We start from the raw sequence: 24,062 nt of genomic DNA, 5'->3' as shown, positions 1-24,062 counted from the left end.
TATATAAGAGAGTTTTAGGTTATATGCATGTTTTTTACTTTTATCAAGTTTGTAAATTATCACACAAATATTTTAGTAAAATAATGTTGATTTTTTACTAAAAAAAGATACAATATAATTATGATATAAGTTTAACATGCATTAATTGTTTAAAAATAAATGAAAGTGAGGGAGTAAAATGAGTAATATTAAGCCATCATTAGATTGGTTAGAAAATCCAGAAGTATTTAGAGTAAATAGAGTGGATGCTCATTCAGATCATTGGTTTTATGAAAAAATGGAGGAAATTCAATTAGAAGATAACATGCCTCTTAAACAAAATTTAAATGGAAAATGGAGATTTTCTTATAGTGAAAATCCATCTTTAAGACTTAAAGAATTTTATAAAGAAGATTTTGATGTAAGTGGATTCGATTACATTGAGGTTCCGGGACATATACAGCTTCAAGGCTATGATAAATGTCAATATATTAACACAATGTATCCTTGGGAAGGGCATGATGAATTAAGACCACCTCACATTTCAAAAACTTATAATCCAGTAGGAATTTATGTTAAATTTTTTGAAGTTAAAGAAGAACTAAAAGATAAAGAAACTTTTATTTCTTTCCAAGGTGTTGAAACAGCTTTTTATGTATGGGTTAATGGAGAATTTGTTGGATATAGCGAAGATACTTTTACTCCATCAGAATTTAATATTACAAGTTGTTTAAAAGAGGGAGAAAATAAGCTTGCAGTCGAAGTATATAAAAGAAGTAGTGCAAGCTGGATTGAAGATCAAGATTTTTGGAGATTTTCAGGTATCTTTAGAGATGTTTATTTATATGCAATTCCAGAAACACATGTAAATGATATTTTTGTAAAGACAGATCTATATGATGATTATAAAAATGCAAAATTAAATGCTGAGCTTAAAATAGTAGGAAATTTAGAAGCTACTGTAGAAGCATATTTAGAGGATAGTACAGGAAGGAAAGTTGCTGAATATAATAAGGTACCGGTTTTTAATGAATTAACTTTAACTATAGATGTGAAAAATATCAGCCCATGGAGTGCAGAAGAACCTAACTTATATACATTATATCTTCTAGTTCACAAAGATGATGGAAGTTTAGCCGAAGTTGTCACACAAAAAATAGGTTTCAGACATTTCGAAATGAATGATAAAATCATGTGCTTAAACGGAAAGAGAATTGTCTTTAAAGGTGTAAATCGTCATGAATTTAGTGCAAGACGTGGACGTTCAATTACTAAAGAAGATATGCTATGGGATATTAAATTCATGAAACAGCATAATATTAATGCTGTAAGAACTTCTCATTATCCAAACCAAAGCTTATGGTATAGATTATGTGATGAATATGGAATTTATTTAATAGATGAAACTAATTTAGAAAGTCATGGTTCGTGGCAAAAAATGGGACAATGCGACCCTTCATGGAACATACCAGGAAGTCTTCCAGAATGGCAAGGTGCTGTTTTAGACAGAGCAACTTCTATGTTAGAAAGAGATAAAAATCATCCAGCTGTGCTTATATGGTCATGTGGTAATGAATCTTATGCAGGGGAAGATATATTCCAAATGTCAGAATACTTTAGAAAGAAAGATCCTTCACGTTTAGTTCATTATGAAGGAGTATTTTGGAATAGAGAATTTGACAAGACAAGTGATATGGAAAGCAGAATGTATGCTAAGGCTGTTGATATAGAGAAATATTTAAGCAATGATCCTAAAAAACCATATATAAGCTGTGAATATATGCATTCTATGGGTAATTCAACAGGTGGAATGATGAAATATACAGAACTTGAGGATAAATATAAAATGTACCAAGGTGGTTTCATCTGGGATTACGGCGATCAAGCACTTTATAGAAAATTACCTAATGGAGAAGAAACTTTATCTTATGGTGGAGATTTTACAGATCGTCCTTCAGACTATAACTTCTCAGGAAATGGTTTGATTTTTGCTGATAGAACAGTGTCTCCAAAGGCTCAGGAAGTTAAGTACTTATATCAAAATGTAAAGTTGTTTCCAGATAAAAATGGTGTAACTATAAAAAATCAAAATTTATTTATTAACACAGATAAATTTGATTTGCATTATTCAGTTGAAAAAGAAGGTAAATTAGTTCAAGAAGGAAAGATAAATGTATCTGTTGCTGCTGGAGAAGAAAAGTATATTGAATTGCCATTACATAACTTTACATGTCCAGAAGAAATTGTACTTACAGTATCTTTAATTTTAAAGGAAGACACCTTATGGGCAGCTAAAGGTTATGAAATTGCATTTGGACAAAAGGTAATTAAGGAAAAGGAAGCTGTAAATAATGGTTCTGATTTTAAAATGAAAGTTGTTCATGGAGATGCAAATATAGGGGTTCATGGAAAAGACTTTAAAGTTATTTTCTCTAAACAAGAAGGTGGAATTGTATCTTTAAGGTATGCCAATAAAGAATTTATAACAAGAACACCAAAGACTTTCTATTGGAGAGCTACAACTGACAATGATAGAGGAAATAAGCACGAATTTAGATGTGCTCAGTGGTTAAGTGCAACTACAGGACAAAGATATGTAGATTTTTCTATGGAGGAAAATACTAATAAGATAGTACTAAATTATACTTATTTATTACCAACAATTCCAGAAACTAAGGTTAATGTAGCTTATGAAGTTTCAGAAGATGGTGTAATCAAAGTAAATGTATTATATAACGGAGCTAACGGACTTCCAGAACTTCCAGTACTAGGTATGAACTTTAGATTATTAGCAGAATTTAATAGCTTTAGTTGGTATGGAATGGGACCAGATGAAAATTACATTGACAGATGTGAAGGTGCTAAATTAGGAGTTTATGAAAGCACACCTAAAGCAAACTTATCAAAATATTTAGTTCCTCAAGAATGCGGTAATAGAACAGGAACAAGATGGGTAAAGGTTAAAAATGAAAAAGGAGAAGGGCTTAAGTTTACTTATGAAAAAGAGCCATTTGAATTTAGCGTTTTACCATACAATAATATGGAACTTGAAAATGCTCTTCACCAAGAGGATTTACCTCCTGTTAATTTCACTAATGTAAACATAATAGGAAAGCAAATGGGTGTTGGTGGAGATGACAGTTGGGGAGCACCAGTATTATCAGAATTCTGTATTGATTCTAGTAAGAATCTAGAATATAGTTTTACAATTTCTAACATATAAATGAAATAATATATTCTGAAGAATATTACAATATATATTCTTCAGAATATTATTATATATGGGAAAGTATAGGGCTGTAGAGATTTTTAAAGACATCATAATAAGTTAATTGAATAATTTATAAGTCTTTTGAAGGAGATGAAATTTTATGTTTGAACATCACAAAAAAGCAATTGATGATATAACTAATAAACTAAAGGTAAAGGAAGAAATATTAGGAATAATTGCAGGTGGATCTGTAGCACATGGATTTGCAAATGAAAACTCTGATATAGATATAATGATTGTTTTATCAAATGAAGATTACAAAAAAGCACTAGAAGAAAAGAAATTTGGTTATTATGAAGAAGACGTGTGCCCTTGGGAAGGTGGATACGTTGATGGTAAATGCATTTCTGTAGAATTCATAGAAAAAGTATGTGAATGTGGAAGTGAGCCAGCTAGATTTGCTTTTAAAGATGCATTTGTTACTTATTCCAAGATAGAAGGATTAGAAAAGCTTATTGAAAATGCAGCTTTATACCCAATAAGAAATAAGGAAAATAACATAAACAAGTTTATTGCTCAATTTAAGGGATGGCATTGGTATTATAATGAAGGACTAAAAAGAAATAATAGATATCTTATGGAGGTCGGATCAACAAATATGATTTTATTTGCTGGAAGATTAATATTGGCTTACAATGAAGTTTTATATCCATATCATAAGTGGTTTTTAAAAGTATTAGAAACTTGCCCTAATAAACCAGAAAATTTAATAGAAATAATGAATAAATTTATAGAAGACAAAAATGTAGATAATGCAAATTTATTGTATGACACAATAATTAATTTCAATACTTGGGAAGATGAAAGTAAACCATGGAATATTCAGTTCATGCTAGATAGTGAATTAACTTGGCTTCATGGGTTTACACCAATTGCTGATATATAAAAATTAACGTGTTGTGCTGGTAAAATTTAAATTAACTATACCAAAGATTATAAATATTGTTAGTGAGTATGGAGTGAAAAGGGGATGAATAAATTGAACAATGAAGCTAAGAGAAGCCTTCAAAATAATAACATGGAGGCATATTTATTTGTGCATTTTTATCATGGAGAAGATACTTCTGAGAAAGAACAAATCTATTTTGCTGTAAGCAAGGATGGAATGAAATGGGAAGCATTAAACAATGAAAAACCTGTATTAATAAGTGAATTAGGAGAAAAGGGAGTTCGTGATCCTTATATTATACGTTCTAAGGAAAATGATAAGTTTTATCTTATAGCTACAGATTTAAGCATTTATAATAACAATGATTGGACAAGAGCACAAACTAGTGGAAGCAAATCCATTATGATATGGGAATCTTCAGATCTGGTTAACTGGTCAAAGCAAAGAATGGTTAAAGTGGCAAGAGATGATGCTGGTTGTACATGGGCACCAGAAGTTGCTTATGATAAAAATTTAGGAGAATATATGGTATTCTGGGCATCAAAAGTAGGCAGTGATAATTATTCTAAACAAAGAATATATAGTTCAAGAACTAAAGACTTTGTGAATTTTACAGAAGCAGAAATGTATATTGAAAAAGCTAATCATATTATTGACACTACTATTATAGAAGAAGAAGGTAAATATTATCGTTTTTCAAAGGATGAAACAAGCTCTTCTATAATAATGGAAGTTAGTGAATCTTTAAATAGGGATTTTGAATTGATTGAAAGTTTCACCATGATGAATGTAAAAGGATATGAGGGCCCAATTTGCTATAAATTAAATGGACAGGGAAAATGGTGTTTATTATTAGATGCCTTTGCAACCGGACAAGGATATCAAGCTTTTGTAACAGATAACTTAGCAAGTGGCAACTTTACTGAAGTAAGTTCAGAGTTTATTACTCCATATAAGTTTAGACATGGTACGGTTATGCCTATAACTATTGAAGAATATAACAAGCTAAAAGAAGCTTTTGGAAATTTATAAATTAATAATTTTATAGTATGTTTTTAGAACAAGAAGAAGTACATACGTATGCAATGAAATGTTAAATATTATGCGATTTATTTAAAAATATGCAGGAGGAAATACTAATAATGGAAGCAAAAAATACGAATACAATAGTATTGAACATGGAGTCAGAAGGTATTGAAATTAGTCCTATGTTATATGGGCTGTTTTTTGAAGATATAAATTTTGCAGGTGATGGTGGAATTTATGGAGAATTGATTAAAAATCGTTCCTTCGAATATTTTGATATTAATGGAGTTTTAGATAAACGCCTTATGGGATGGGAGAAGGTTACAAGTGGAGAGAGCAAATTAGAAATTGGAGTTCTTTCGGAGAAACCTCTTAATGAAAATAATCTTAACTATCTTCACATAAAAGCTGAAAAAATTGATGGAATAACTGGACTTAAAAATTTAGGCTTTAATGATATAGGCTTTTCAATTAAAAAAGGTGAAAAATATGATTTCTCCATGTTTGCAAGAAATTTAAATGCTGAAAAAGCTATAAAAGTAGTAGCAGCAATTCAAAATCCTAAAACAGGAGAAATTTATGGTGAAACTTCATTAGAAATATCAGGTGAAGAATGGAAAAAATACGAAGGTGTAATTTCAGCTAATGAAACTTTTACAAATGCTATTTTTATCTTAATTTTTAAAGAGGCTGTAAAAATGGACATAGATATGGTTTCTTTATTTCCACAAAATACTTTTAACAATAGAAAAAATGGATTAAGAGCAGATTTAGTTCAAATGTTAAAGGATATAAAACCATCTTTTTTAAGATTTCCTGGAGGCTGTATAGTTGAAGGAAGAAGTTTTCCTAATATGTATAGATGGAAGGAAACTATAGGTGATGTCTCTGAAAGGAAGATAAATTGGAATCGCTGGCAATTACAAGAATACCAACTACCTAATCAAAATTCTGAAGAATATTTTCAGTCTTATGGCTTGGGATATTATGAATATTTTCTTCTTTGTGAAGATTTAGGAGCTGAGCCAGTTCCTATAATGAATGCAGGAATGACTTGTCAGTGGCACGAAGGTTTATTAGTAGAGCTTGATCAATTAGATGAATATATTCAGGATGTATTGGATTTAATTGAATATGCTAATGGAGATGAAAGTACAACTTGGGGAAGAAAAAGAATAGAAGCAGGTCATCCAGCACCATTTAATTTAAAATATATAGGAATTGGTAATGAGCAATGGGAAAAACAATATTTTGAAAGATATGAAATCTTCCATAAAGCAATTAAGGATAAATATCCAGAAATTAAACTCATAACTAGTGCGGGCTGGACAGCTGAAGGTGATGATTTTGATAAAGCTTATGAATGGATGAAAACAACAGAGCAAAAGGCTGAACTAGTAGATGAACATTTTTATAAAGCACCTAAGTGGTTTATTGAAAATGTTAATAGATATGATAATTATGATAGAAATCTACCTAAGGTTTTTGCAGGTGAATATGCAGCACATACATCAAATGAAATACCTGAGAGGAGAAATAACTGGGAAGCAGCACTTTCAGAAGCAGCATTTTTAACAGGGATAGAAAAAAATTCTGACCATGTATGGATGGCTAGTTATGCTCCCCTTTTTGGTAAGACAGGATATTGTCAATGGCAGCCTAATTTGATTTGGTTTAATAATAGTGAGGTTTATGGTACTCCAAGTTATTATGTTCAACAGCTTTTCAGTGTTAATGTTGGAAATAAAATTATACCAACAGAGATTAAAGAGAATAATTTTAATAATGATAATAATCGTACAAATAAAAGTGAAGAAGATTTTTACGTAGTTTCAAATTTTCATAGTGAAAGTAAAGAAATTATAATAAAAGTAGTAAATTTATCTGAGGCTTCAAAAAAATCGACAATAAAAATAGAGGGAATTAATAAGGTTTCTTCTAGAGGAACAGCAACTATATTAAAATCAGAAAGTTTAATAGATGAAAATACTTATGTTAATCCAAGAAAGGTTTATCCTGTTGAAAAAGTTATGGAAGAGGTAAGTACAGAATTTACTTATGAATTCTCAAAGTATAGTGTAACTGTTTTGAGATTATCAATGTAGAAAATCAAATTAAATAATAAATATATAAATTTAAAGTATAAATTTCGAAACCTATATCTTACCATAGAAGGAAGATATAGGTTTTATATTATTGATACTTTGATTGTGTTTAAAGATATGTGCTTTTACAACAATTAATTCATGACCACATTATTAGAAATATTTACAATAATAATAAAAATAAAATTTAAAGTGAGAGTTCAAAAACTCTATAGGGAGGAAAAATATTTGAAAATTTTTAGTATGAAATGTAATCGTATAATAAATCCATTGGGGTATACACTTCACAAGCCTAGTTTAAGTTGGATTACTGAAGCTGAAGGTGCAACAACTCAAATAGCTTGTCAAGTGGAAGTTGCTTATGATGAGAATTTCTTAAAACTATTACATGATAGTGGGAAAAGAGAGGATATTGATAGTATCGGTTATACCCTAGAAGCAAAATTAGATCCCTGTACCAGATATTACTGGCGTGTGCATGTATGGACTGAAAAGGGTGATGTTATAAGCCCTGTTGCATGGTTTGAAACTTCCAAGATGGAGGAGCCTTGGATAGGTAAATGGATAAGTCCAGATTTGGGGGATAAGTCCATTCATCCACTATTAAGAAAAAGTTTTAGTATTACTAAAGAGGTAGCACAAGCGAGACTTTATGTTTCTGGGCTAGGTCTATATGAGGCAGAGATTAATGGAAAAAAAGTTTGTGATGAATACTTAACACCGTATTGCAATAGCTATAATAATTGGATTCAATACCAGACTTTTGATGTTACAAACCTTGTAAATATAGGGGATAATGTTATAGGTTCTATGCTGGGAAATGGTTGGTACAAAGGACGTTTCGGGGTTGATAACAAAAAGGAAGGACATTACGGTGACAGTTTTGCATTTTTATGTGAACTTGTTGTTAAATTCACTGATGGCAGCTCAGAAATTATATGCTCTAATGAAAGCTGGAAGGCAGCACCATCATTTATTCTTGAAAGTAATATTTATGATGGAGAAATTCAAGATTCAAATAAGTTCTTAAAAACATGGTCTAGCGTTGGTATAAATGAGGAATGCTGGTCAGGTGTATATTTAATAGATATAGATTTTAGCTTATTGGAGGCTAGAAGGAGTGTTCCAGTACTTATTAAGGAAAAGCTAAAGCCTATTAATGTCATAAAGACTCCAAAAGGTGAAGTGGTACTTGATATGGGGCAAAATATGGTAGGATGGGTTAGTTTTGAGATTTGTGCGCCTAAGGACAGTGTTATATATCTTCAGTATGGTGAAGAAATGCAGGAAGGATGCTTTTATAGGGAAAATCTCCGCACAGCTAAAGCAGAATTTAAATATATTTCTGATGGAAAGCCTGCCAAAGTACAGCCGCATTTTACTTTCTATGGGTTTAGATATGTGAAGGTAGAAGGGTGGCCAGGAGAAGTAAGGGCAGAGGATTTTACAGGATGCGTTGTATACTCGGATTTGGAGAGGACTGGCAACATTGAAACTTCAAATCCTATGGTAAATAGATTGTTCCTAAATGCATTATGGGGTCAGAAAGGAAATTTTCTTGATGTTCCTACGGACTGTCCACAGCGTGATGAAAGAATGGGATGGACTGGAGATGCTCAGATGTTTTCAGGTACTGCATGCTTTAATATGGATTCAGATGCTTTCTACCACAAATATCTTTATGATCTGGCGAGAGAACAAGCTTGGATTGGGGGAGGGATAGTACCTCATGTGGTACCAACCTTCGGAGTAAGTAAAAAAGAAGTAAGCGACTTTTGGTCTGGTGGATCTTGTGCGTGGTCAGAAGCAGCTACAGTGATACCTTGGAATTTATATCTTCACTATGGGGATAAAGCTATTTTAGAGCAGCAGCTAAATAGTATGAAGGATTATGTTGATTATATAAGGAGACATGATAATGGCAGCAGGTTGTGGAATACAGGTTTTCATTTTGGAGATTGGCTGGCTTTAGATGGAAAAGGGGAGTTTGATCCAGTTGGTGGAACACCAACTGATCTAATAGCTACTGCATATTATTCCTATTCAGCAGGTCTGGTGGCAAAAGCAGCAAAAGTTTTAGGAAAAGAAGAAATTGCAAGAGAATATGAAAAACTGTCAATTGAAGTTAAGGAAGCCTTTTGTGAAGAGTATATTTCACCAAGAGGACGTCTTTTGCAGGATACTCAGACAGCATATGTACTTACACTTTTTATGAATCTTGTTACAGATAAATTTAAGAAAAGAATAATTGAATCACTAAAGAAAAATCTTGAGGATAATAATTATTATTTAAAGACTGGATTTGTTGGAACCCCATATTTTTGTAGAGTACTATCAGAAAATGGATATAATGATTTAGCTTATAGGCTTCTTCTTAATGAAGAGTTTCCAAGTTGGCTATATGAAGTCAAGCTTGGAGCTACAACCATATGGGAAAGGTGGAATTCACTGCTTCCAGATGGTAAATTTGGAGAACTAGGAATGAATTCTTTGAATCATTATACATATGGTTCTATAGTTGAATGGATGTATCGCAATATGTGTGGAATAAATCCTCTAGAGGAGTTTCCAGGCTTTAGAAGAATACGGTTGATGCCACAGCCTAATCCTCTTATAAATTATGCCAAAGCATCCTTAAATACAGCAGCAGGGCTTTATGAGAGTGGTTGGAGCTTTGAAGAAAAGGGTTTAAGCTATAAGTTTATTATCCCATTTAATGCTCAAGCTGAGTTGGTACTTCAAGATACTGATATTAATAAGGTAGATATAAATGGAATAGATCTTGAGAATTCTGGAATTCACTATTATGAGAAAGATGATAATTTAATGATATTGCTTAAGACAGGCAACTATGAGATATGGCATCAATTATGAGAATGATTTTATACTCAGATAAATTTCTTGTTATAGTTTAACCTTCTTAGATGAATGCAAAAACAAAATTAACATATTGATTAAAATTATTTATCTTATCAATGTATAAAGTTATAAGCTTATATTGAGGTAGACTTATTAAATTAAAAAAATAGTACTATCAGTAGAAAAGGAATTATATATATTGGGACTTGTTACAAAGGATTATTATTGAGATTTGTTGAATAGTAAAATTTATAGTAACCAGATTAATAGTTGGGGGGAATAATGAACATGGACAATAAAGTTGAAAGATGGAACATTTATGAAGCTACATTTCAAGGCCCTAATGACGGAAATCCTTTTATAGAGGTTGAAATTACAGCTGTTTTTAAGCATTTAGAAAATTACATTGAGGTTAATGGTTTTTATGATGGAGACGGAAAATATAAAATAAGATTTATGCCAAATATGTTAGGCGATTGGAGCTATACTACAAAAAGCAATATTGATTCGCTTAATAATATTACAGGAAACTTTGAGTGTATAGAAGCATTAGGAAATAATCATGGACCAGTAAGAGTTAGAGAACAATTCCACTTTGAATATGCAGACGGAACTCCACATTATTCTTTTGGGACTACTTGTTATGCTTGGATATATCAATCTAATGAACTTCAGGAGAAAACACTTAAAACATTAAAAGATTCTCCTTTTAATAAGCTGCGTATGTGTGTGTTTCCAAAACATTATGATTACAATCATAATGAGCCAGAATTATATGCGTATGAGGGTTCATTAGAAAAAGGCTTTGATTATACAAAGTTTAATCCTAAATTTTTTAATCATCTAGAGAAAAGAATACTAGATTTGCAGAAATTAGGCATAGAGTGCGATTTGATACTTTTTCATCCTTATGATAGATGGGGATTCAGCAATATGGGAGCTGACAATGATGATAGATATTTAAAGTATATAGTATCAAGATTATCGTCATTTAGAAATATATGGTGGTCAATGGCAAATGAATATGACTTGTTTAAAGATTTTGAAACTAATATTATGAATAAAACTATTGATGATTGGGAGCGATTAGCACATATAGTAGAAAAATATGATAAATATCATCATCTAAACTCGATTCATAATTGCCTAGAGTTTTATGATTATAAGAAATCTTGGATTTCTCACTGTAGCATGCAAAGAGTGGATGTTTATAAAACTTCAGAAAATACTGATGAGTGGAGAAATCTTTATGGTAAACCTATAGTTATTGATGAATGCACTTATGAAGGAAATATAAATCATGGCTGGGGAAACATAACTGGTCAGGAAATGACAAGAAGATTTTGGGAAGGTGTAGTAAGAGGAGGATATATGGGACATGGTGAAACTTATGTTCATCCACAAGACATATTATGGTGGTCTCATGGTGGAGAACTTCATGGAACTAGTCCAAAGAGAATAGCTTTTTTAAGAAAGATAATTGAAAGTGCACCAGGTCCTATAAATCCAATAGAGAAGCCATCTAATGGTGGATTTTTATATTGGGATGTTACAGTTGGAACTGTAGGAAAGGAGTATTTCTTATTCTATTTTGGATTCAATCAACCAAGTTTTAGAACGTTTACTATGCCAGAAGGTAAAAAATATAAAGTTGATATAATCGACACTTGGGAAATGACTATTACAGAGGTTGGAGTATTTAGTGGGGATTTTCGTATAGATATGCCTAGTAAACAGTATATGGCAGTTAGAATGACAAGCTTATAGGTTAAAAATAGGGTGCTTCTGCACCCTATTTTTTAATCACTATTTATTAAAATAATTTATATAGTAATGCACCATGTAAAGGAACAGATCCTACAATTTCTTCTTCAACTGAACCTAAATTTTCATGCTTCCATAAATCGCGAACAGAAACTTTTGAGTCGATTCCAATATCTTTTAAAGAAACTTTAATAGTTTTATTTTCATCAGATAAATTGAATAGAGCTAAATAGTAGCTATTATCATTATTATCTTTGCTAAGCCATATAGCATGGTTTTCATCACGTTCTATTTGAATTGCGCCATTTGAATTACTTATTAAATGAAGCAATTCATCATTTGTCAAAAGTTTTAATGTTTCTTCATCTAACTTGGTTAATTCAGCTCCAAGCATTAAAGGAGATCTGAAAATACACCAAAGTGTCATTAAGGTAATTTGCTCATCTGTTGTAAAGTTAGTGTAACGCTCTTTACCAAAGCCTTTACCTAAGAATCCAACTGGAATCATATCGCAGTCAGGATAACAGCCAGTGGATACGTGTTTTTGCCAAACTTCACAACGTTCAAACATATTTTTTAACAAGCCCCAATTATCCCAAAAGTCATCAGTAATACGCCACATATTGGCATACTTTTCTAGATGCCAAGCCTTTTCTATGACTGCTGGTCCTGGTGAGAGGCTTAAAACCATATCTCTACCAGAATTTAAAATGGCTTTGTGAATCATTTCAATTTCCTTTTCTGCTGAATATGGATTATCTGCATAAAAATTGGTATTACATATATCATCTACCTTTACGAAATCAACGCCCCATTCAGCATATAATTCAAAAATTGAATTATAGTATTCTTGAGCACCAGGTTTTCTATAGTCAACCCCATACATATCAGGATTCCATTTTGACACAGAATAAGGATTTGCAATTTTATCAGCAGTTATATCAGTTCCTTTGATTTTCATGTGTGTATGAGCTGCATATCTTGGAATACCTCTCATAATATGAATACCGAACTTTAAGCCTAAACTATGAATATAATCTGCAAGAGGGCGGAAGCCAGCACCATTTTTAGAAGATGGAAATCTGTTTTCAGCGGGAAGCTGTCTAGAATATTCATCCATATTAAAATGGCTGAAATTTATATATTGGTAGTTTTTTCTGTCAGTGCCTGCATCAGGATCAGACCATTGAATATCAATAACAACATATTCATATCCATGTGGTTTTAAATGTTCTGCCATGTATTCTGCATTAGCCTTTACTTCAGCTTCATTTACTGTAGTATCATAATAATCATAACTATTCCATCCCATTGGTGGAGTTTTTGCAAAAGTGTTTTTTAATAACATAATGAAAGTCCTTTCTAAAATAAAAATATTATTAATTAATTAGTTATATAGTGTTTTTTTGATATAATTATATTGTTTATACTTATGATAATAATAACTATATATTAAGTATATTACAGCATTTTTAAGTGATACAAGAGCAATAAATTGATAAAAGGGGTGAATTTTTGATGTCATATAAGTTTGGATCTTATGGTTTTGTATTTTTTGATGAAATTCAGAATCCACCATTTGAATTAAAGGATATGGGAATCGAAAAGAGAAATACTAAGGAGTATTACTTTGATAATAATTTTAGAGACATAAAAGGATATTTATTTCAGTATACCTTAAAGGGGTATGGTATTTTTGAAACAGGAAATCAAAAATATAGAATTGATCCAGGTCAGGCGTTTTTTGTTGAAATACCAGATGATGAAAAATATTACTGCCCAGATGGCTTAGATGAAGATGGATGGCAGATATTATATATTCACTTTGAGGGAACTGCTGTAAAGCCATATTATGATAAGATTGTGAATAAGATTGGAAAGATCATAACACTTTCAGAAAGCAGCAGCCCAATACAATATTTATTAAAGTTTCATGAAAATTTAAGTAATGGAATGCAGCTTCAGCCCTTTTCGGGAAGTGAAGCAGTCTTTCATTTCTTATGTTTATTATGTAGCAAAGTTGCATATAATAAAGAAGATTATTCAACAAGAACGAGAATAGCCATAGAGAGAATGGAAAATGATTTTTCAAAGCTTGAAGGAATAAATACTTTAGCAGAAGAATTTGGAATTTCTCTTAGTCATTTTACAAGAGAGTTTACTAAGGAAGCTGGAATTAATCCATTAAAATATCTTAGCAACATAAGAATGCAGTATGCTATGGAGCTACTTCGCAATACAGAGCTTTCTATAAATGAAATAGCTTTAAAATGTGGATTTTCCTGTGGCAACTATTTTAGTAAAGCCTTTAAAAAGAATACCCACCTTACACCTTTTCAATTTCGCAATGAAAAAAATTAAGATTTTTATTTAATAAATTATGAAAAATTATATGTTGAAAACTGCAGTTAAAAAAATATTAATGACTGCAGTTTTTAGTATTTCTATATTCTTTTGCAGTGGAATTCATTTTAATTATAGAAGTTATATAATATAGTGTTTTATCACAATTTTTAACTTTTAGATTGATATAGTGAAATTATCTATTTGTATTTATAAAAAAGATTCAAATGGTTTTGTTGAATAGTAGCATTAAAAACACTAGATATTAAATAAGGGTGAAAAACAATTGACAAAAAAGAATGATACGAGATATAATTATTTTATGAAACGGGTTTCAAAATAATTTGAAATAAAATTAGAACATAGAAAAAATTTGGATATATCATAATCAAAAATTAATAAATGAGTAAAATATGTAATGGATTTTTCTTAGAAAGATGTATTTCATATTTTACTTGTTTGTTATATAAATTAACACTAAGTTTTTTTCTAGAACTAGTTGAAAATGAAGTTTAAATTATATAGGAATCTATAATTTAAAATTAATAATAAAAATCATAAAATTAAAAAATTATGTGTTTTTAACCAGGTATTAAGTAGTTTAAATTATTTTGAAAATGTTTACTTAAAGTGTTGAGAAAAAGTAAAGAAAATTCATCTAGATTTAATATTTGTCTATGCAAAATGAAATCAAAAAGTTAAACGTTTAAATTATTTTTAAATAGGGGGAAGAAGTTAATATGAATTTAAAAAACAAGATGAAGAATCTAAAAGTGAGAACCCAATTAAAGGATTTAAAAAAGAAAAATAAGCTAAAAGACATGAAAATAAAAAATAAACTATTCAATTCATTATTATTAATAGCGTTAATTGGAACAATAACATCTCTAATTGGATTGGGATTTTTAATTCAAACAAATAAAAAATATCAATATGCAATAACTAATTATGGGTTTTCTCAAGGTAAAATTGGACAAGTTGGAATCAAATTTCAAGAAATGAGAGTAAAGTTAAGTGAACTTAGTGTCGCTAATGATAAAGAGAGAAACCTGAAATATCAAAAGGACATTGATGAATATGTTAATCAAATCAATCAACTTTTAGATGAAGTAGAAGTAACAATTGAAACTAAAGAGGGCAGACAGTGTTTTGCTGAGCTTAAAGGAACTATAACTCAATATACACCAATTAAAACTCAAATTGTTTATGCAGCAATTTCAGATAATAGTAGTGATGCTAGTAAATTACTTTATGAAAAAGCGTCTCCATTAGCAGTTAAAATCAGTGATAATATTTCAACTTTATTACAAATGAAAATAGATGATTGCAATAAATTAGTAAATCAATTAAAAATACTACAAATAATTTCAATAGTTGTTATAATTATTGCAATTGTTGGTCTTTATGTAATAACTTTATTTATATCAAAGTATATTTCAATATTAATTGCTAAGCCATTAGAAAAGATGAAGAAGATAGCAGAAAAAATGGCGAATGGAGATTTAGAAGTGGAAATACAGGTTGAATCAAAGGATGAAATAGGTGATTTGGCTAATTCATTTTCATTAATGATTACAACAATTAAATCGTACATAAAGGATCTGTCTTATGTTTTGTCTGAAATGTCAAAAAAAAATTTAGCAGCTGAAACAAATGCAGATTATAAAGGAAATTTCATAGAAATAAAAAGTTCAATTGATAATATTATAGTAGCTTTTAACGAAACTTTCCATGAAATAAAGGAAGCTTCTAAATATGTAAGCGGAGGATCAAGACAAGTATCAACCACTTCTCAAAGTTTATCACAAGGTACTATAGATCAGGCAAGTTCAATTCAGGAATTATCTGCAGTTATTGAAGAGATTGATTCTAAAATACAAACAGCAGCTAAAAATGCTGCTAATACTAATAATATTACAATTAAATTAGTAGAAAATATAGAAAGCAGCAATGAAAAAATGAAGGAAATGTTAAGTGCAATGGATGACATTGAAGAATCTTCTAAAAATATTAATAATATAATTAAGACTATTGATGATATAGCTGAACAAACAAATCTACTTGCATTAAATGCAGCTATAGAAGCTGCAAGAGCTGGAGAAGCAGGGAAAGGTTTTGCAGTTGTTGCAGATGAAGTAAAAAAACTTGCAGAACAAAGCTCTCAAGCAGTAAAGCAAACAGCAAATTTGATTAATTCTTCAATAAGCAATGTAAATAAAGGGAAAGTATTAGCAGATGATACAGCAAAATCTCTAATAAAGGTTGTAGAAGATGTAAGGGAAGCAACTGAATTAGTTTCTGATATAGCTTTAGGAGCTGCAGAAGAAGCTTCATCCATAAAGCAGATACATGGTTCAATAGAGCAAATATCTGATGTAGTTCAATCAAACTCTGCAACGGCAGAAGAAAGTGCTGCTGCTAGCGAAGAATTAATGGCACAAGCAGAAATATTAGGTACAATGGTAAGTAAATTTAAAATAAAATAAAAATATTTATTTAATTAAGCAGATGATTATCTTATACAAAAAGTTAGCAAATATGCTTTAAATATGTTATGTTTAAGTTGATAATAACAAACCTTAGGAGGTTAATTTATGTTAAAAATAGGATGTCACTTATCAACTTCAAAAGGCTTTAAAAATATGGGTAAAGAAGCCCTTCAAATAGGTGGAAATACATTTCAGTTTTTCACAAGAAATCCAAGAGGGAGTAAAGCAAAGGCTATTGATGAAAAAGATATTAAAGAATTTTTAGAGCTTGCAAAGGAAAATGATTTTGCTAAACTATTAGCTCATGCACCTTATACATTAAATCCTTGCTCAGCAGATGAAAGTACTAGAGCTTTTGCAAAAGAAGTAATGGTAGATGATTTAGTTAGAATGGAATATATTCCAAATAATCTTTATAATTTTCATCCTGGCAGTCATGTTAAACAAGGTGTGGAAGTTGGTGCTAAATACATTTCTGACCTATTAAACGAAGTATTAAAAGCAGAACAAACTACAACTGTATTACTAGAAACAATGGCAGGCAAAGGAACTGAAATAGGACGTAATTTTGAAGAATTAAAAGAAATTTTAAATTGCGTAGAGCTTTCTGATAAAATGGGAGTTTGTCTTGATACATGCCACGTATATGATTCGGGATATGATATTGTTAATGATTTAGATGGTGTGCTTGAACAATTTGATAAGATTATTGGCTTGGATAAATTACGTGCAATACATTTAAATGACAGCATGAATCCTTTTAACAGCCATAAGGATAGACATGCGAAGATTGGAGAAGGTTCTCTTGGTTTAGAGGCAATTTCAAATATTATTAATCATCCGAAATTATGTGACTTACCATTCTTCCTCGAAACACCAAATGAACTTGATGGGCATGGAAAAGAAATTGCTTTACTAAAAAGCCTTTATAAATTTTAAATAAATAGATTGCTATAAAAAATAGTATTTTTTGTAGCAATCTATTTATTTATATATGAAAATATTGTATATAGCGATTTAAAAAGATAAATTTTTATACCTTAAAGGAGAAAAATGAAAAATATAGAATTATATATTATGATTATATATTTATATAGACAGCTTGAATAAACGAATTTCATACACTGTAGTTTAAGGCATTTTTGAAATATCTAAAACAAAGAAAGGAGTTTGCTAAAGCTTTTATTATGAGCAGTTGGTTGAACTAGAAGAAAGAGTAAAGAGTTTTGAAGTTTTAGCATTGATGATTTTATGAAACAATATGGAATTGTATATACTAATTTCGAAGAAATGAACTCTTTTATTAAGAAGCAAAATATTAATAATAATGAGAATATTTTAATTCAAGTTTTTACAAGTACAGTTAAAATTGAATTTATTAATAAGCTTATTAAAGAAATAGTGGCATTGTTGCCAAATGCAGAAATTATAGGTACATCAACTGCTGGCGAAATATTTTTAGGGAATGCGTTTGACAATACAACAGTAATATCATTCACTGTTTTTGAAGAAGTACAGGTTAAAGCAAAGTTGTTTAATGGTAATAAAGAATATGAAGTAGGAGTTGAAATAAGTAAAGAATTAATTGAAGAAGATACAAAGGTGATTATTTTATTTTCTAATGGTTTGTTGGTAAATAGCTGGGAAGTTATTCAAGGAATAGGTTTGGAGAATCATAATGTTATTATTTGTGGTGGGCAAGCTGGTGATAATGGGTATTTAAAAGAAACACTTGTGTTCACTAAAGAAGGAGTTACAAAGAGCGGTATTGCGGTTGCTTCCTTAACAGGAAAAAATTTAATAGTCACAACAGAATTGAATTTTTCTTGGTCGCCAATTGGGAAAATAATGACTGTAACAAAGGCAGTTAAAAATAGAATCTTCACAATAGATAATGTTAAAGCTATAGAGATTTACAGAAAATATCTTGGTGATGAAGTTGCTGATGAATTACCAATGTCTGCTACTGAATTCCCATTAATAATTAAAAAGTCTGACATTGATATAGCTAGAGTAGCGTTTAGATGCTACAAAGATGGATCCTTGGGGTTTCTAGGAAATGTTGAAATTGGAGATAAAATTCAATTTGGATACGGAAATGTAGGTATGCTAAAAGAATGTGGCTTGAAAATAGCCGATAGATTAAATGAGAATAAGAGTATTGAAGCAATTTTTGTATACTCTTGTTCAGTGAGAAAATCATTTATGAAAGATAGTATTAAGGTGGAGACTTGTAATTTAAATGATATTGCTCCTACTTTTGGATTTTTTACTTATGGAGAGTTTTTTACATACAATAATTCGTATAAGATGCTAAATGTAACAATGACAATTCTAGGACTTTCAGAGGGCAAAGAGACTATCCATAAGAATAAAACATCATTACTTAAAAGCAAAAATCAAAACCATAGTTTTTTCGAAGGAAAGGATTTAGGGGTCATAAATGTATTTACAAATCTTGTGAACCAAGTAACGAAAGAGTTGCAGGAATCAAATGAAATATTGGAAAAGCAAAAATCTACAATAGAAAAGATGAGTGATTTTACAAAATCAATTATGGAGATAAACACCAAAATGCTTACTTCATGTGAGACAGATAGTATTTTTACATTAATATTAGATAAAGTATTAGATATAATTCCAAAAGGTAAAATGGGAAGTATTATAGTAATGCAGAATAATAAGTTGCAGTACAAAGCAACAAAAGGGTATATTTCAAATGAAACAGAAAAGATAAATTTAGATATTCCAGATATATTGGAGGTTTATAAAGATAATATTTTTAATTCTGAAAATATATTTAAGCCAGTAATTTTAAAGAATTTAGAAGAGAACTTATTTGATTCACAGGAACATTATGAGATATGGAGAAAAATATTATTGGAATCTCCATATGAAATATTAACTTCTGGAATTGGGATTGATGGAAGAAGTGTTGGTTTTATTAATCTCTTTAATAATAATGAGGCTGAGAGTTTTGATGAAGAAGATAAAAAATTACTTCAACATCTATGCTATGATATAGCTATAGCTTTTAATAATGCTGAATTGTTAGAAAATATTATATATATGTCAAGGTATGATAAGTTAACAGGGGTATATAATAGACGTTATTTTGAAACTTTATTAAATAAAGCCTTAAATGAAGCAAATAACTTTAGTCAAGAATTTGTAATATGCACATTAGACTTAAATGATTTTAAAGAAATTAATGATGTATATGGACATGATTCTGGAGATAAAGTATTAGTTCAGTTTGCAAAAATATTTAAATCAGAACTTAGTAAAGAAGATATTTTTGGGAGAGTTGGCGGAGATGAATTTTCAATAATATTTAGGAATAAAGATAGACGCCAGGTGAAAAATATTATTAATAGAATTTATATGGCTTTTGAAAATAGTGTTATCCATCTAAATGATGATATTAAAAAGATTAGTTTTGCATATGGAATTTCTCAGTTTCCAGATGATTCAATTGACGCAGAGGAACTATTGAAAATAGCTGACAAAAGTATGTATGATGAAAAGAGAAGAATGAAAAGCTTGAAATTTTAGTTATAAAACAAAAAAACTATATGTAATGTTTATACATGCATATAGTTTTTTGCTTTATAAAAATAAAGTGAGCATATTTACTTATTAATATTGACAAAATGCTTATAATTACTTAAAATTAAACTAAAGAAAACTATATAGGCTAAATAATAAGTAATTTATTCAAATTAATGAAATAAGGTGATTAGATGTATCAAGAAGAAAGACTTTTAAAGGTCTTAGAGTACTTAAATGAACATAATTATATGTCAATTCATGATATTTGTGAAATGTTTCAAGTATCAAGGGATACTGCACGCCGTGATATTGTAAAACTTATAAACCAGGGGACAGCAATCCGTACTCATGGGGGAATTAGTCTTCCAATTTTAAACAATGTAATTAAAGAATATAGAGAAAGAATCGAATCATACTCAGAAGAGAAAAAAAATATTGCTAAAAAGGCATTAGAATTTATTGATGAAAATAAACATTACTTTCTTGATGTATCTACAATAATAAGTTATCTAGCACAAGAGGTAAATAAATCAATTTGGGTGCTTACTCATTCACTTGATAATATTGAAATACTTTCGGAAAAAGAAAATGTAGAATTAAATTCCATTGGAGGGTGTCTTAATAAAAAAAATAGATTCTTTTATAAAGCAGATTATGTAAACTATTTTGATGGAATGAGATTTGATGCGGCAATACTTGGTGCTGCAGCAATAACGGAGGATGGAATTTATTATGTTGATGAAGAAGATGCTTTGATTAAGCAGGCAGCAGTAAAAAAATCGGATCAAGTAATTATTCTTGCTGAATATGGAAAGTTTAAGTGTTTGAGTTATTATAGGGGAGCAAAGTGGGAACAAATAGATGTTATCATAACTGATAAAACGCCTCCTGCAGCCTTTTTAGATATTATAGAAGCATATGATATTAAACTAATTATTACTAAGTAATTATTAATTTGATAATAAGTAATTGTAAGTATTATTATGATTAATAATTAAAATTAAGTTGATTTTATTATTTTGAAAATCCAGTAGGATTTTAATTATAAATTGTTAACTGTTAACTGAATTAAGGGGGAGGAAATTTATGAACAATTTTAAAATGGTATGTTTAGATATTGATGGAACTTTATTAAATTCAAAACATGAAATTTCAAAGAAAGTAAAAAGTGCAATAAATTTTGTGGCGAATAAAAAAAATATACCTGTAATATTAGTTTCGGCAAGGATGCCAAAGGGAATATCTTTTCTGCAGAAAGAACTTGAAATAGAGCAGCCAATAATTTGCTATAGTGGAGCTTTGATTTTAGATAAAGACAATAATATATTATCTAAAGAAATCATAGACGTTTCTGATCTTAAACAAATATATAAATTGGCTAGTGAGCAGAATATTCATATGAGTTTGTATAAAGATAATGAATGGTATATAGAAGAAATGGATTATTGGGCTAAACAGGAAAGTGAAATAACCAATATTATACCTAATGTTGTAAATTTTGTGGAACTGATTGAAATTTGGGATAGAGAGGAAACAGGACCAAATAAGATTTTATGCATGGCAGAGTCAGATAAAATAACTTTACTAAAGCAAGGAACTGAGAATATTAAATTAAATATATATCCTTCAAAACCAACATACTTAGAAATTATGCCATCAAATGCATCAAAAACTTCGGCGATTAGCGTATTGCAAAAGAAATTTAATGTTAAACAATCAGAAATAATAGCAATGGGTGATAACTATAATGATATAGATATGCTAGAATATGCAGGACTTGGAATAGCTATGGGAAATGCTCCAGAGGAAGTAAAGAAGCATGGAAATCATGTGACTTTAACAAACGATGAAGATGGGGTAGCGGTAGCATTAGAAAAGTATATTATTATATAAGAGATAATTAAAAAGCATTTTTGAAGTGAAATAAATCAAAAGCTTGTAGAAGTATTGAAATACTATCTACAAGCTTTTTTTATATTGGTGCCCAATATTGGTGACCGTCACTACATATAATTAGGCTTTTTCGGTTTCATAAAAAGTCTGCATTTTTATAGATTGGTTATAGTCTCCAAAACCTTCACCAAACAATGTGAAACCACCAGGATTTTTTGTGTCTTTTGGTACAGAAAATCTAAAAGCAATAGTGCTGGTGTAATCTATTTTAAGATCATCAATTGTAGTTTCAGAAATTTGATATCCTCCATCAATAAAGGTTCCATCTTTATTGATGGAGAGTGTTTTAAGTCTTCCATATTGATTACAGCCTTGGGGCCACCAAGTAGGCGTGAAGCGTCCACGTCTTGCACCAAAATCACCAGGACTTACCCAACAGCCTAAATCGATATTGTTAATTGAAAAATAAATATCTGAAGGATAGTCTTCATTAAATCCAGGGCTTTCAGAAGAAATTTCAAAAGAAAGTTGAAGTTCTGTAAGCTTTTGTCCAGCAGTTAATCGATTTGGAAGATTATATTCTATAAATCCAGTAGTGAACCAAAGAACAGAAGCACCAAAATGTTCTGGAAATAAGAAATAGCGTGGATCATCAAATTCTCCAATAATATTGTCTTTTGTTGAAATTCCACAAGTAGCTGTTATTTGACAATTAGAGTAATACCCAACTTCAATTTCATCTTGGTACGAAGAAACATCAACTTTTTTAGGAAATAAATCAATTATTAACATATCGTGAAGTGGTTTGCAGATTTTCATAGAACCACGTTTACCAGACATTGTACGAATTTCTATTAAACCAACTTCCTCTAGTTTTTTTATATGAAGGGAGATGGCACTATTAGTCAAATTAAGCATATTTGCCAAGTCGTTTAAATTTTTATCTCCGTCTTCGTATAATATTTCCATTATTTTAAGTCTCATAGGGGCACTAAGTGCCTTGAAAATTTCACTTGCATCGCTCATTGATTTAAAATGTAGCATATATTTATCCTTTCTGTATAAATTGGTGATTACCCTAGAAATGTTTTTAACACATTCATGATAGCATCCTTATGTTCAGTATTAGAAATAACCACAAGATAATTATCGTCATTAGTATAATGAACATCTTTTAAAAGGTTTAAATTTTTAACAGATATACCATAAATACTATTACCGTTACTATCAGCCTTCTTTAGCAATTCATGATTTGAAATTGAAAGTTCAGAAAATCCATCAAGAGATTCTAAATTCATAAACATTTCAGAAGAAAAATTTTCTTCGAAAAATTTTTTGTTTACAATAGCAAGATCTATTTGCTGTGCTGCAATACTTACATGAAGCTTTTGTTTCATTGCAGTACCAGCCTCAGTATTAAGATCAGTAAAGACAGAATCAAATAGAATAACTTGCTTTTTTGGATTTTGCAGTAAGGTATCACTAAGGGTATTTTTTATTGGCTCTAGTTCTTGAGTATTAATTGAGTTTCCAACATATGTAATATTGCAATATACTTCTTGTCTGTTTATAAGATTAGATATGTAAGAACCTACAAAAAAGAATAAAACTAAAAAACCTATTATATGTAGTTTGTAGTAAGTCCATATATAATCTACTTTTTCCATAAATGTTTTATTTGCCAGCCCTTCACGTAGGGTAAGAGTACGATCCATTAAAATTCCTCCTATGTACTAAGCTAAATAACAGCTTAAGAAATTATATTTATTAGATATTATATACCTACTAAAGTTTAAATAAAAGTAAAAAAATTCATATTAATTAAAAAGAAAAGATAGTTTTTATAAGCTTTCACAAATTTATAGAAAACGTTTGACGTAAAATAATCCTCA

At 29.9% G+C, this 24,062-nt stretch carries 15 protein-coding genes; 12 read left to right on the top strand and 3 right to left on the bottom strand.

The window, feature by feature from the left end; all coding sequences use genetic code 11:
• The first annotated feature begins 178 nt into the window (after positions 1 to 178).
• The 6 genes from GXK56_RS05165 (at position 179) to GXK56_RS05140 (ending at position 11,896) form a co-directional block, all read left to right on the top strand.
• Positions 179 to 3,202: a glycoside hydrolase family 2 TIM barrel-domain containing protein gene (locus tag GXK56_RS05165; RefSeq protein WP_160685825.1), complete on the top strand. Its 3,024-nt coding sequence runs from the start codon at positions 179 to 181 to the stop codon at positions 3,200 to 3,202.
• 148 nt (positions 3,203 to 3,350) lie between these two features.
• Positions 3,351 to 4,136: a nucleotidyltransferase domain-containing protein gene (locus GXK56_RS05160; RefSeq protein WP_160685823.1), complete on the top strand. Its 786-nt coding sequence runs from the start codon at positions 3,351 to 3,353 to the stop codon at positions 4,134 to 4,136.
• Positions 4,137 to 4,220: 84 nt separating this feature from the next.
• Positions 4,221 to 5,171: a glycoside hydrolase family 43 protein gene (locus tag GXK56_RS05155; protein ID WP_202127827.1), complete on the top strand. Its 951-nt coding sequence runs from the start codon at positions 4,221 to 4,223 to the stop codon at positions 5,169 to 5,171.
• A gap of 110 nt (positions 5,172 to 5,281) precedes the next feature.
• A complete protein-coding gene (locus tag GXK56_RS05150; protein WP_160685821.1) occupies positions 5,282 to 7,270 on the top strand; it encodes an alpha-L-arabinofuranosidase C-terminal domain-containing protein in 1,989 nt (662 codons plus the stop codon).
• 228 nt (positions 7,271 to 7,498) lie between these two features.
• On the top strand, positions 7,499 to 10,144 hold the full coding sequence (locus tag GXK56_RS05145) for an alpha-L-rhamnosidase (RefSeq protein WP_160685819.1): 2,646 nt from the start codon (positions 7,499 to 7,501) through the stop codon (positions 10,142 to 10,144).
• Positions 10,145 to 10,417: 273 nt separating this feature from the next.
• Positions 10,418 to 11,896: a DUF5605 domain-containing protein gene (locus GXK56_RS05140; RefSeq protein ID WP_347707935.1), complete on the top strand. Its 1,479-nt coding sequence runs from the start codon at positions 10,418 to 10,420 to the stop codon at positions 11,894 to 11,896.
• Positions 11,897 to 11,942: 46 nt separating this feature from the next.
• On the opposite strand, the gene GXK56_RS05135 is transcribed toward GXK56_RS05140, so the two are convergent.
• Positions 11,943 to 13,241 (bottom strand): glycoside hydrolase family 27 protein, encoded by a 1,299-nt coding sequence (locus tag GXK56_RS05135; protein ID WP_160685815.1) that lies wholly within the window; start codon positions 13,239 to 13,241, stop codon positions 11,943 to 11,945.
• A 170-nt stretch (positions 13,242 to 13,411) separates the two neighbouring features.
• On the opposite strand from GXK56_RS05135, the gene GXK56_RS05130 reads away from it, so the two are divergent.
• The 6 genes from GXK56_RS05130 (at position 13,412) to GXK56_RS05105 (ending at position 22,170) form a co-directional block, all read left to right on the top strand.
• The gene (locus GXK56_RS05130; protein ID WP_160685813.1) at positions 13,412 to 14,254 is read left to right on the top strand and encodes an AraC family transcriptional regulator; all 843 of its coding nucleotides are present in this window, start codon (positions 13,412 to 13,414) and stop codon (positions 14,252 to 14,254) included.
• Positions 14,255 to 14,976: 722 nt separating this feature from the next.
• Positions 14,977 to 16,722 (top strand): methyl-accepting chemotaxis protein, encoded by a 1,746-nt coding sequence (locus tag GXK56_RS05125; protein ID WP_243156021.1) that lies wholly within the window; start codon positions 14,977 to 14,979, stop codon positions 16,720 to 16,722.
• Between the two features lie 108 nt (positions 16,723 to 16,830).
• A complete protein-coding gene (locus GXK56_RS05120) occupies positions 16,831 to 17,664 on the top strand; it encodes a deoxyribonuclease IV (protein ID WP_160685811.1) in 834 nt (277 codons plus the stop codon).
• A gap of 312 nt (positions 17,665 to 17,976) precedes the next feature.
• A complete protein-coding gene (locus tag GXK56_RS05115) occupies positions 17,977 to 20,280 on the top strand; it encodes a diguanylate cyclase (protein ID WP_160685809.1) in 2,304 nt (767 codons plus the stop codon).
• A 188-nt stretch (positions 20,281 to 20,468) separates the two neighbouring features.
• On the top strand, positions 20,469 to 21,224 hold the full coding sequence (locus GXK56_RS05110) for a DeoR/GlpR family DNA-binding transcription regulator (RefSeq protein ID WP_160685807.1): 756 nt from the start codon (positions 20,469 to 20,471) through the stop codon (positions 21,222 to 21,224).
• Between the two features lie 139 nt (positions 21,225 to 21,363).
• Positions 21,364 to 22,170 carry a Cof-type HAD-IIB family hydrolase gene (locus tag GXK56_RS05105; RefSeq protein ID WP_160685805.1) on the top strand — a complete coding sequence of 269 codons (807 nt, stop codon included), beginning with the start codon at positions 21,364 to 21,366 and terminating at the stop codon, positions 22,168 to 22,170.
• Between the two features lie 120 nt (positions 22,171 to 22,290).
• On the opposite strand, the gene GXK56_RS05100 is transcribed toward GXK56_RS05105, so the two are convergent.
• Positions 22,291 to 23,154, bottom strand: coding sequence for a winged helix-turn-helix transcriptional regulator (locus GXK56_RS05100; RefSeq protein ID WP_243156020.1), 864 nt, complete (start codon positions 23,152 to 23,154; stop codon positions 22,291 to 22,293).
• 89 nt (positions 23,155 to 23,243) lie between these two features.
• Positions 23,244 to 23,885 (bottom strand): hypothetical protein, encoded by a 642-nt coding sequence (locus GXK56_RS05095; protein WP_160685801.1) that lies wholly within the window; start codon positions 23,883 to 23,885, stop codon positions 23,244 to 23,246.
• Positions 23,886 to 24,062 lie beyond the last annotated feature (177 nt).

The sequence above is a fragment of the Clostridium sp. C2-6-12 genome (assembly GCF_009928485.1).
In the GTDB taxonomy this organism is placed as follows: Bacteria; Bacillota; Clostridia; order Clostridiales; family Clostridiaceae; genus Clostridium.
Note: the sequence above shows the minus strand (reverse complement) of the source record. Positions and strands in the feature narration are given on the sequence as shown.

Bases quoted from the DNA above. Each gene is read 5' to 3' on its own strand.
- GXK56_RS05140 (WP_347707935.1), top strand. From the start codon at position 10,418: ATGGACAATAAAGTTGAAAGATGGAACATTTATGAAGCTACATTTCAA.
- GXK56_RS05135 (WP_160685815.1), bottom strand. From the start codon at position 13,241: ATGTTATTAAAAAACACTTTTGCAAAAACTCCACCAATGGGATGGAAT.
- GXK56_RS05165 (WP_160685825.1), top strand. From the start codon at position 179: ATGAGTAATATTAAGCCATCATTAGATTGGTTAGAAAATCCAGAAGTA.
- GXK56_RS05105 (WP_160685805.1), top strand. From the start codon at position 21,364: ATGAACAATTTTAAAATGGTATGTTTAGATATTGATGGAACTTTATTA.
- GXK56_RS05130 (WP_160685813.1), top strand. From the start codon at position 13,412: ATGTCATATAAGTTTGGATCTTATGGTTTTGTATTTTTTGATGAAATT.
- GXK56_RS05100 (WP_243156020.1), bottom strand. From the start codon at position 23,154: ATGAGACTTAAAATAATGGAAATATTATACGAAGACGGAGATAAAAAT.
- GXK56_RS05160 (WP_160685823.1), top strand. From the start codon at position 3,351: ATGTTTGAACATCACAAAAAAGCAATTGATGATATAACTAATAAACTA.
- GXK56_RS05115 (WP_160685809.1), top strand. From the start codon at position 17,977: ATGAAACAATATGGAATTGTATATACTAATTTCGAAGAAATGAACTCT.
- GXK56_RS05150 (WP_160685821.1), top strand. From the start codon at position 5,282: ATGGAAGCAAAAAATACGAATACAATAGTATTGAACATGGAGTCAGAA.
- GXK56_RS05155 (WP_202127827.1), top strand. From the start codon at position 4,221: ATGAATAAATTGAACAATGAAGCTAAGAGAAGCCTTCAAAATAATAAC.
- GXK56_RS05120 (WP_160685811.1), top strand. From the start codon at position 16,831: ATGTTAAAAATAGGATGTCACTTATCAACTTCAAAAGGCTTTAAAAAT.
- GXK56_RS05110 (WP_160685807.1), top strand. From the start codon at position 20,469: ATGTATCAAGAAGAAAGACTTTTAAAGGTCTTAGAGTACTTAAATGAA.
- GXK56_RS05095 (WP_160685801.1), bottom strand. From the start codon at position 23,885: ATGGATCGTACTCTTACCCTACGTGAAGGGCTGGCAAATAAAACATTT.
- GXK56_RS05125 (WP_243156021.1), top strand. From the start codon at position 14,977: ATGAATTTAAAAAACAAGATGAAGAATCTAAAAGTGAGAACCCAATTA.